General features: G+C 73.9%; 10 protein-coding genes and 1 pseudogene. 3 read left to right on the top strand and 8 right to left on the bottom strand.

Annotated features, from left to right (window positions below; genetic code table 11):
• From E1165_RS26405 to E1165_RS26385, 5 genes are all read right to left on the bottom strand, one after another.
• Positions 1-615 (bottom strand): HAD family phosphatase (locus E1165_RS26405; RefSeq protein WP_132394435.1); only part of this gene is annotated, 615 nt, incomplete at its 3' end.
• A gap of 82 nt (positions 616-697) precedes the next feature.
• On the bottom strand, positions 698-961 hold the full coding sequence (locus E1165_RS26400) for a hypothetical protein (protein WP_132394434.1): 264 nt from the start codon (positions 959-961) through the stop codon (positions 698-700).
• A gap of 106 nt (positions 962-1067) precedes the next feature.
• Positions 1068-1529 (bottom strand): SRPBCC family protein, encoded by a 462-nt coding sequence (locus E1165_RS26395; RefSeq protein WP_132394433.1) that lies wholly within the window; start codon positions 1527-1529, stop codon positions 1068-1070.
• A 55-nt stretch (positions 1530-1584) separates the two neighbouring features.
• Positions 1585-2001, bottom strand: coding sequence for a DUF2795 domain-containing protein (locus tag E1165_RS26390; RefSeq protein ID WP_132394432.1), 417 nt, complete (start codon positions 1999-2001; stop codon positions 1585-1587).
• A gap of 53 nt (positions 2002-2054) precedes the next feature.
• Positions 2055-3035: a YihY/virulence factor BrkB family protein gene (locus tag E1165_RS26385; protein WP_132394431.1), complete on the bottom strand. Its 981-nt coding sequence runs from the start codon at positions 3033-3035 to the stop codon at positions 2055-2057.
• A 156-nt stretch (positions 3036-3191) separates the two neighbouring features.
• On the opposite strand from E1165_RS26385, the gene E1165_RS26380 reads away from it, so the two are divergent.
• A complete protein-coding gene (locus E1165_RS26380; protein ID WP_132394430.1) occupies positions 3192-3611 on the top strand; it encodes a ChaB family protein in 420 nt (139 codons plus the stop codon).
• A 61-nt stretch (positions 3612-3672) separates the two neighbouring features.
• Here the strand turns inward: E1165_RS26380 and E1165_RS26375 are convergent, their stop codons facing one another.
• Complete coding sequence (locus tag E1165_RS26375) at positions 3673-5106, bottom strand: aldehyde dehydrogenase (protein ID WP_132394429.1); 1434 nt, start codon at positions 5104-5106, stop codon at positions 3673-3675.
• Positions 5107-5178: 72 nt separating this feature from the next.
• Between E1165_RS26375 and E1165_RS26370 the strand changes: the two genes are divergently transcribed.
• Positions 5179-6783, top strand: a complete 1605-nt coding sequence (locus E1165_RS26370) for an NAD(P)/FAD-dependent oxidoreductase (RefSeq protein ID WP_132394428.1) — start codon at positions 5179-5181, stop codon at positions 6781-6783.
• 67 nt (positions 6784-6850) lie between these two features.
• Here E1165_RS26370 and E1165_RS26365 read toward each other — a convergent pair whose 3' ends face one another.
• Positions 6851-7618 carry a polyprenol monophosphomannose synthase gene (locus tag E1165_RS26365; RefSeq protein WP_132394427.1) on the bottom strand — a complete coding sequence of 256 codons (768 nt, stop codon included), beginning with the start codon at positions 7616-7618 and terminating at the stop codon, positions 6851-6853.
• Positions 7619-7729: 111 nt separating this feature from the next.
• Entirely contained in the window at positions 7730-8191 is a 462-nt protein-coding gene (locus E1165_RS26360; RefSeq protein ID WP_132394426.1) for an SRPBCC family protein, read from the bottom strand.
• A gap of 132 nt (positions 8192-8323) precedes the next feature.
• Between E1165_RS26360 and E1165_RS26355 the strand changes: the two are divergent.
• A pseudogene (locus E1165_RS26355) lies at positions 8324-8530 on the top strand (hypothetical protein); the annotation flags it as partial.
• Positions 8531-8555: the final 25 nt, after the last annotated feature.

The following is an 8555-nucleotide window of genomic DNA, read 5'->3' as shown; positions in this document are numbered from 1 at the left end:
GGAGGGCGGGCGCGAAGCGGGGACCACCCGCTGGTGGGGTGGCGGTACGCGGACCGCGGCCATCCCGGCCGCGGTGGCCGCCTGCACGCCGAGGTCGGTGTCCTCGAAGACGAGGCACGACTCCGGCGGCACACCGAGCAGCCGGGCGGCGAGCAGGAAGCACTCCGGGTCCGGCTTCGCCCGGGTGTAGTCCCCGGCGCAGACCAGGACGTCGAACCGGTCGAGCAGGCCCAGCGCGCGCAGCGAGGCGGTCACCGACTCGCGGGTGCTCCCGGAGACCACGGCGAAGGGAACCCTGCGGTGCGCCTCCTCGATGTGCCGCAGCACGCCCGGAACGGCGGTCAGAGTCGGCAGAAGCCGCTGGTAGCACTCTTCCTGACGACGGGCGACGATCTCCACCGGCATGGCGACGCTGTGCCGGGCGGCCAGGTCGGCGACGATGTCGACCACCGGCCGGCCGCCCCAGGCGTAGAAGAGCTCCTCGGGGAAGTCACAACCCCACTCGGCCAGCGTCTGCCGCCAGGCGGCGTGGTGCAACGGCATGGAGTCGGCGACGGTGCCGTCGCAGTCGAAGAGGTAGGCCCGGAACTCGCCGGGCGGCAGGGGCAGCAGCACCGGTCCAGGGTAGGACCCGGCCCGGCCGGGCCGGTGACCGCGTCGCCGGCGCACGGGTGCACCCGTCCGCCGGCGCACCCCGTCACATCGTGTCGGGGCCGGTCCGTCCCGTGGTCGACGGGCGGTACGCCCTCCGCGAGTCGGTCATCTCGCGCCGCTCCGCCTCCGGGCCGGCGCCCCGGTCCGCCGCCTCCGGCCCGTGCCCGAAGGCGGCCTCCTCGCCGGCGTCGTTGCCGGTGACGTCGTCGGCCTGCCCGTCGATGGTCGACCGGGCGATCGCCCGGTCCAACTCCTCCAGCGGGATCTTCTGCTCGTCCCGCCACGCCCTGTCGTCGTTCTCCGTCATCCCATCGCGGTACCCGGGCCCGGTGATCGCAAACGGAGGCCGGAGACGGCGATGGCCGCCGGTGATCCGGCGGCCATCAGGCACGTCTCGACGTGCGGGGGAGGGATCAGGGCTGGGGCCGGTCGACGGTGCCGCGCCAGGCGCCGGTCTCCTGACCGCGCCGCTCGATGAACTGCTTGAACCGCTGCAGGTCGCCCTTGACGCGGCGGTCCACCACGCCCAGCTTGTCGCCGGCCTGTTCGACTACGCCGTGCGGCTCGAAGTCCATCTGCAGCGTCACCCGGGTCTGGTTGTCGTCGAGGCGGTGGAAGGTGACCACACCGGCGTGCCGGGTGCCCCCGGTCGACTTCCAGGCCACCCGCTCGTCGGGAAGCTGCTCGGTGATCTCGGCGTCGAACTCGCGCTTGACGCCGGCGATCTCCACCGTCCAGTGCGTCATCGTGTCCGACAGTTGCCGAATCTCCTCGACCCCCTCCATGAACTGGGGGAACTCCTCGAACTGGGTCCACTGGTCGTAGGCCGTCCGGATCGGGACGGCGACCTCCACGTGCTCGATAACGCCGCTCATGAAAGCGTTCCTCCTCTGCCGCTGGTCGCCTCGACGGATCGTGCGTCGACCCGTCTCACCAGCGCGTCGTCTCGTTCTTGTGCCCGAGGGCGGCCCACACCTCGGAGACCGTCCGGTAGCGCGTGCCGTCGGGCAACCGCTCCAGCTCCGCGACCAGGTCGTCGGGAGCCTCGTTGTCGCGGGCGTTCGCGACCAACGCCGCGCGGTCGCCGGGCAGGGCCGACATCGTGATGAAGCGCCCCAGTCGGCTGCGCGCCTCCACGTCCGTGGAACTCATGCCCTTCGGCGCTCCGGTACGCAACTCGCCCGCCGGGGCCGTGGTCGCGCCCGGCTGGTCCTCGCCGGCCGGCTCGGGCTCGCGGAACTCCTCGGCGCGCGAGCCTCCGGTGCCGGGCCCCTGCACGAGGCCGGCGACCTCCTGGCTCATCTGCTCGTCGAGCCTCGGTCCGTGCTTGCTGCTGCCACGTTCCATGCCGTCTGTGCTACCCCTGGGGGCCGACCGGAAACGCCGAACCCGGCACCGGGTCACGAACCGGCGGCGGCCTTCGGCGGCAGCACCGGCTCCCCCGGGTCCGCCGCCCCGGCCTGGAGCATCCGCCCGCGCTGCAACTCCGCGTTGATCTGCACGCCGAACATCAGCGCCGAGTTGGACAGGTAGAGCCAGACCAGGAAGGCGATCACCGCGCCGAGGCCGCCGTACGTGACGTCGTAGGAGGCGAAGTTGGCGACGTACAGGCCGAAACCGAAGGAGGCGAGCACCCAGGAGAACAGAGCCACCGCCCCGCCGGGGGTCAGCCAGCGGAACCGGGGCTGGCGCACGTTCGGGGCGATCCAGAACAGCAGCGACAGCAGGATCATCGCCACCAGGGCCAGGACCGGCCACTTGGCCACGCTCCACACCGTGCGGGCCACGCCCCCGGCGCCCACCAGGTCACCCACCGCGTCGGTCACCGGGCCGCTGATGATCAGGCCGAGAGCCACCACGGCGAGCAGGACCAGCGAGACCCCGGCCAGACCGATCTGCAGCGGGCGCAGCCGCCAGAACGGCCGGCCCTCCGCCACCCCGTAGATGGCGTTGGAGGCGCGGGTGAACGCCCCGATGTAGCTGGACGCGGACCAGAGGGCGCCGAGCAGGCCGAAACTGAGCAGCACCCGGGCCCCGCCGTGCTGGTCGACCACGGTCCGCACCACCGAGACGAAGCCGTCGTTGGCGACGATCGACCCGGCCCCGATGTCCCGGGCCAGGCCCAGCACCGTGTCCACCGTCCGTTCGCCCTCGGAGACCAGACCGACCAGGGCGACCACCACGGCCGTCGACGGGAAGAGCGCCAGCACCGCGTAGTAGGTGAGCGCGGCGGCCCAGTCCGCGCAGTTGTCCCGCACGAAGTTGCGCCCGCCGCGTACCAGCACCCCACGCCAGGTCACCCGGTTGAGCTGGCGTACCCGGCGGGGAATCGGCAGCCCCGGCCGGCCGGCCGTCGTGGCCGGCTCCGTGGTCGCTGCCATCGCCGCTCCTCGCCCGCTCCCGGACGCCCCGACGCCCGGCTGGTCACCTGGCCACGCCGGTACCCCCGGGCGGAAATCGACAAACCCGACTGGCGGCGTTTGCCACCGGGGCCCCAGGGAACCGTCGACGGGAGGACACGCAGACAGGAGGACGAGATGCCCGGGCGCGAGGTGATCCCCAGCACGCTGCGGCGCTCCCCGGAGAAGGCGCAGCGCACCTGGGAGAAGACGCACGACTCGGCGGTGGAGACGTACGGCGAGGGGGAGCGGGCACACCGCACCGCGTTCGCCGCCGTCAAGCACGAGTTCGAGAAGGTCGGCGACCACTGGGAACCGAAGGGACGCAGGGGCCCCAGCGACCGGCAGGCCGCCGGCGGCGGCCCCGCCCGACGGGCCCCCACCGCGGGCGGGGTGGACGCCAACGCCACCAAGGACCACCTGATGGAGGTGGCCCGCAAGCTGGACGTGCGGGGACGGTCCCGGATGACCAAGCCGGAACTGGTCAAGGCGATCGAGAAGGCCAACAACCGGCAGACCACGAAGACCCGCGAGAAGGTCAGGTCCCGCGGCCGCTGAGTCGCCACGCGGGCACGCGAACAGGGGCCGTCCCGGCGCGGACGGCCCCTGTCGTGCCGCTTCACCAGTGGCCGCCCCCGGGCGCCTCGATGTGCACCGTCTTGACCGTGCTGAACTCGTCGAGCAGTTCCGGGCCGTACCCGAACCCCTGGCCGCTGCCGCGGCGCGGCTGCGCGGCACCGCCCGGCGCGCCGCCGAAGACCGCGTTGACCTTCACGGTGCCCACCGGCAACTCCCGCCAGGCCCGCTGGGCGTGGCTCATCGACGGCGTCAGCACGGTCGCGGCCAACCCGTACGGCGAGTCGGCGGCGCAGCGCAGCGCCTCGCTGAACGAGTCCACCACGACCACCGGGGCGACCGGGCCGAAGGTCTCCTCCCGGACCAGCGTCATGTCCTGGCGGCAGTCGGTGACCACGGTCGCCGGGTAGTACGCGCCCGGACCGTCCGGGAGCGTGCCTCCGGTCCGCAGCGTCGCGCCCTCGGCGACCGCCGCGGTCACCTGGCCGTGCACGTGGTCACGGTGCCGCCGGTCCACCAGCGGCCCCAGCTCGGTCTCCGGGTCGCGTCCCGGCCCGATCCTCAGCGCCCGGGCCCGATGCGCCAGCGCGTCCACGAAGTCCTCCGCGACGTCCCGGTGGACGTAGATGCGTTCCACCGCGACGCAGATCTGCCCCGCGTTGGCGAACGTGCCGGTTGCCGCCTGTTCCGCGGCCCACACCGGGTCCACCCCGGTGTCGACGACCAGCGGGTCGCTGCCGCCGTTCTCCAGCAGCGCCTTCGCCCCGGTCCGGGCGCAGGCCGCGGCGATGGCCCGGCCGGTGGCGGTCGAACCGACGTGGGCGACCACGTCCACCTCCTGGGCCGACAGGGCGGCGCCCACCTCACCGCCGCCGGTGAGCAGGGACAGCACTCCGGAGGGCAGCGCCCCGTCGAGGAGCCTCGCCAACATCCAGCCGGTCGCGGGCGTCCGCTCGCTGGGCTTGTAGAGCACCACGTTGCCGGTCACCAGGGCCGCGCCCAGCAGGCCGCAGGAGACCGCCACCGGGTCGTTCCAGGGGGTGATCGCGGCGACCACGCCGCGCGGCTCCGGGGCCATGAAGTCGATCGCCGTGCCGTCGCCGTGCAGCGTCCGCCCGCCCCGCAGTGGGCCCAGTTCGGCGTACTGTCGCAGCGTGCCGATCCCCGCCTCGACGCCGCCCCGCGCGTCGCCCAGCGGCTTGCCCATCTCCGCAGTGATCGCCGCCGCCACCTCGTCGGCCGCCGCCGCCAGGGCGTCCGCCGCCCGGTGCAGGGCCGCCGCCCGGTGCGCCGCCGGCGTCGCCGCCCACTCCGCGGCCACCGCCCGTGCGGCCCCGACCGCCTTGGCCACCTCGCCCGCCGTCGCCACCGGCACCGTGCTGACCGGGGAGCCGTCGGCCGGATCGTGGACCGTCAGCTCACCACCCTCGCCGCCCGCGCCCCACACTCCACCGATGAGCTGTTCAACCCTGTACATGCGGCAGGGGATGCCCGGCTCCCAGCCGGGCAAACGCGTTTCGCCCGGTTGCTGGCCGGGTAGGCGGATCGGATGATCGACAGCGGGACGGAGACCGCGGACGCCGTCGTCGTCGGTGCCGGGCACAACGGTCTGGTGGCCGCCAACCTGCTCGCCGACGCCGGCTGGGACGTGCTGGTGCTGGAGGCCACCGCCGCGCCCGGCGGCGCGGTCCGGTCCGCCGAGGTGGCCGCCCCCGGCTACCTCAGTGACCTCTACAGCTCGTTCTATCCCCTCGGGTACGCCTCACCGGTGCTGCGCCGGCTCGGCCTCGACGCCCACGGTCTGACCTGGACCCACGCCCCGGACGTGCTGGCCCACCTGATGCCCGACGGGCGGGCGGCGGTGCTCAACCGTGACCCAACGCGCAGCGCGGCGTCGATGGAGGGGTTCGCCCCCGGGGACGGGCAGCGCTGGCTCGACGCCTACGACGACTGGCGGCGGGTCTCCCGGCCGCTGGTGGAAGCCCTGTTCACCCCCTTCCCGCCGGTACGCCACGGCCTGGACCTGTTCGCCCGGCTCCGCACGGCCGGCGCGCTGCGGCTGGCCCGCCGGCTGGTGTTGCCGGTCCGCCAGTTCGGCCGCGAACTGTTCCGGGGCGAGGGTGCCCGTGCCCTGATGGCGGGCTGCGCCCTGCACACCGACCTGTCCCCGGACGACGCCGGCTCCGGCATCTACGGCTGGCTGCTGGCCATGCTCGGCCAGGAGGTCGGCTGGCCGGTCCCGGTCGGCGGGGCGCAGCGGATCACCGATGCCCTGGTCGACCGGCTGCTCGCCCGGGGCGGCCGGATCAGCTACTGCGCCCGGGTGGACCGGGTGCTGGTGGCCCGGGGCCGGGCGATGGGCGTGCGAACCGTCGGCGGCGCGCTCTGGCGGGCCCGCAGGGCGGTGCTGGCCGACGTGCCCGCCCCCGCGCTCTACCTGGATCTGGTCGGCGCGCACGCGTTGCCGCCCCGGCTGGTCGAGGACCTGACGCACTTCCGCTGGGACGGCTCCACCGTGAAGGTCGACTGGGCGCTGGACGGACCGGTGCCGTGGACCAACCCGCAGCTGCGGGGGGCCGGCACGGTGCACCTGGCCGCAGACGTCAACGGCCTCACCCGGTACGCCGCCGAGTTGGCCTGCGGCGACCTGCCGCGGGAACCGTTCCTGCTGGTCGGCCAGATGACCACCGCCGACCCGGGGCGGTCACCGGCGGGGACGGAATCGCTCTGGTCGTACACCCACCTGCCGTTCCGTCGTGACTGGCGGGCCGAGGACGTCGCCGCGCACGTGGACCGGATGGAGGCGCTGCTGGAGCGGTACGCCCCGGGGTTCACGGCGCGGGTCCGGGGCCGGTTCGTCGCCGGCCCGGCGGATTTGGAGGAACGCAATCCGGGTCTGGTCGGCGGGGCGGTGGGCGGGGGCACCGCCGCCGCGTACCAGCAGCTGTTCCTGCGCCCGGTGCCCGGACTCGGCCGGCCGGACACCCCCGTCGACCGGCTCTACCTGGCCAACGCCTCGGCGAACCCGGGCGGCGGCGTGCACGGCGCTCCGGGCGCGCACGCGGCCCGGGTGGCGCTCAACCGGGACCGGGCGGTGACCGGCGGCCTGTACGCCCGGGCCGTCGGCGCGGCACACCGGGCCGTCTACCGCTGAGGCGGACGCCGCGCGGCCGGGCCGGGCGGGGACGCGCGGCCCGGCGCGGGTTGCCCGCCCGGGCGGTTCAGCGCTCCAGGTTGCGGTGCCGGGCACGCAGCCGGAACGGCATCAGGGCGCTCTCCACCTTGGTGGCGGTGGTCATCTTCGAGGTGCCGTCGCGCCGCTCCTCGAAGCGGATCGGCACCTCCAGGATGGTGTGCCCGAGCTTGGTGGCCAGGTAGTGCATCTCCACCTGGAAGCTGTAGCCGTTGGACTGCACCCGCTCCAGGCCGATGTCGCGCAGCGCGTCCGCCCGCCAGATCTTGAAACCGGCGGTGAGGTCGCGGATGCGCACCCGCAGCAGGGTGTGCACGTAGAGGTTGGCCCAGCCGCTGAGCGCCCGGCGGTACAGCGGCCAGTTCTCGTCAAGCTCCCCGCCGGGCACGTAGCGGGAGCCGATCACCACGCTGGCCTGCGTGGACAGCAGCGCGCCGAGCATGCCGGGCAGCGCCTGCGGCGGATGGGACAGGTCGGCGTCCATCTGCGCGACGTAGTCGGCGCCCCCGTCGAGGGCCCGGCCGATGCCGTCGACGTACGCCCGGCCCAGACCCTCCTTGCCGGCGCGGTGCACGACCTGCACCCGCTCGGGGTGCTCGATGGCCAGCTTGTCGGCCACCTCGCCGGTGCCGTCGGGGGAGTTGTCGTCGGCGACCAGCACCTTCAGCCCGGGCAACGGCAGGGCGAGGAGCCGGTCGACCAGTACCGGGAGGTTGCCCGCCTCGTTGTAGGTGGGGACCACGACGGTCAGGCGTGCGTCCCGCCAGGGCGAGGGCAGCTCCACGGGTTCGATCATGACGGACATCCTCTGGTTGCCGACGGTTTTCCCCCAAAGGGTAGCCACTGCCGCCTGCGACCCCGTCGAGGCTCCCCGCCCGGCGCCCGGTGTGCCCGCCGGGCGCCGACGTCACCGTCGCGGACGTTCGTCGGCCTTCTGCCGGGTGGCGATGTCGGCGAGCCGGCGCAGGGTTTCCTTGTTGCGCTGACGCAGCACCAGGTCGTTGAGCTTGTTGCGGATCCAGCGCAGCGGGCCGGCGGCGAAGTCCTCGCCGATCCGGACCCGGGTGGCGCGACCGTCACGCACCGGTTCCAGGGTGAACACCACGATGGCCTCGCCGGCCGGCCAGAGACCGGCCCGGATGGCCAGCTTGTGGGGCGGCTCGCAGACCAGCACCGTGGAGGAGTCCTCCAGGGAGAACGGCCATGGCCCGGCCCGGTGGTGCAACTGGGCGCCCACCGCCGGCCAGTCGGCGTCGACGTCGCGCACGTGCACGGTCCCGACGACCCAGTCGCTGTACGTCCACCCGTCGGCCAGCACGGCGAACACCTGCTGCGGGGGTGCCTCGATCACAGTCTCCACAATCGCCACCGCCGTTCTGTACCCGGCGCCCCGCCGGACCTAACTGGTGGCGCGTTAGCTTCTCCGGAGCGACGGGTAAGGCCCGACCGGCGACGGTGCGGGGCCCCGGCGACGGCGACGGGCCGTACCGCCGGGTAGCTGATGTTTACTCCGCGGGGCCGCGGGAACCCGCCGCCCGTGCGACGGGACCAGGTGAAGCCGGATCAGCGCAGGCCAGGCCGGGTGGAACCGGCCGGGTCGGGCGCGTCGGAACCGGTCCTGTACGACGCGGTGTTGTTGGATCGGGATGGGACGTTGATCGAGGATGTGCCGTTCAACGGTGATCCGGACAAGGTGCGTGTGGTGCCGCTGGCTCTTATACACGTCTGACGAC

Origin of the sequence: Micromonospora sp. KC723 (genome assembly GCF_004348595.1) — a bacterium.
GTDB lineage: Bacteria > Actinomycetota > Actinomycetes > Mycobacteriales > Micromonosporaceae > Micromonospora.
This window is presented reverse-complemented; position numbering and strand designations above follow the sequence as displayed.

Excerpts from the sequence above, each read along its gene's own strand:
- E1165_RS26395 (WP_132394433.1), bottom strand. The coding sequence starts at position 1,529 with ATGAGCGGCGTTATCGAGCACGTGGAGGTCGCCGTCCCGATCCGGACG.
- E1165_RS26390 (WP_132394432.1), bottom strand. The coding sequence starts at position 2,001 with ATGGAACGTGGCAGCAGCAAGCACGGACCGAGGCTCGACGAGCAGATG.
- E1165_RS26365 (WP_132394427.1), bottom strand. The coding sequence starts at position 7,618 with ATGATCGAACCCGTGGAGCTGCCCTCGCCCTGGCGGGACGCACGCCTG.
- E1165_RS26375 (WP_132394429.1), bottom strand. The coding sequence starts at position 5,106 with ATGTACAGGGTTGAACAGCTCATCGGTGGAGTGTGGGGCGCGGGCGGC.
- E1165_RS26380 (WP_132394430.1), top strand. The coding sequence starts at position 3,192 with ATGCCCGGGCGCGAGGTGATCCCCAGCACGCTGCGGCGCTCCCCGGAG.
- E1165_RS26370 (WP_132394428.1), top strand. The coding sequence starts at position 5,179 with ATGATCGACAGCGGGACGGAGACCGCGGACGCCGTCGTCGTCGGTGCC.
- E1165_RS26400 (WP_132394434.1), bottom strand. The coding sequence starts at position 961 with ATGACGGAGAACGACGACAGGGCGTGGCGGGACGAGCAGAAGATCCCG.
- E1165_RS26385 (WP_132394431.1), bottom strand. The coding sequence starts at position 3,035 with ATGGCAGCGACCACGGAGCCGGCCACGACGGCCGGCCGGCCGGGGCTG.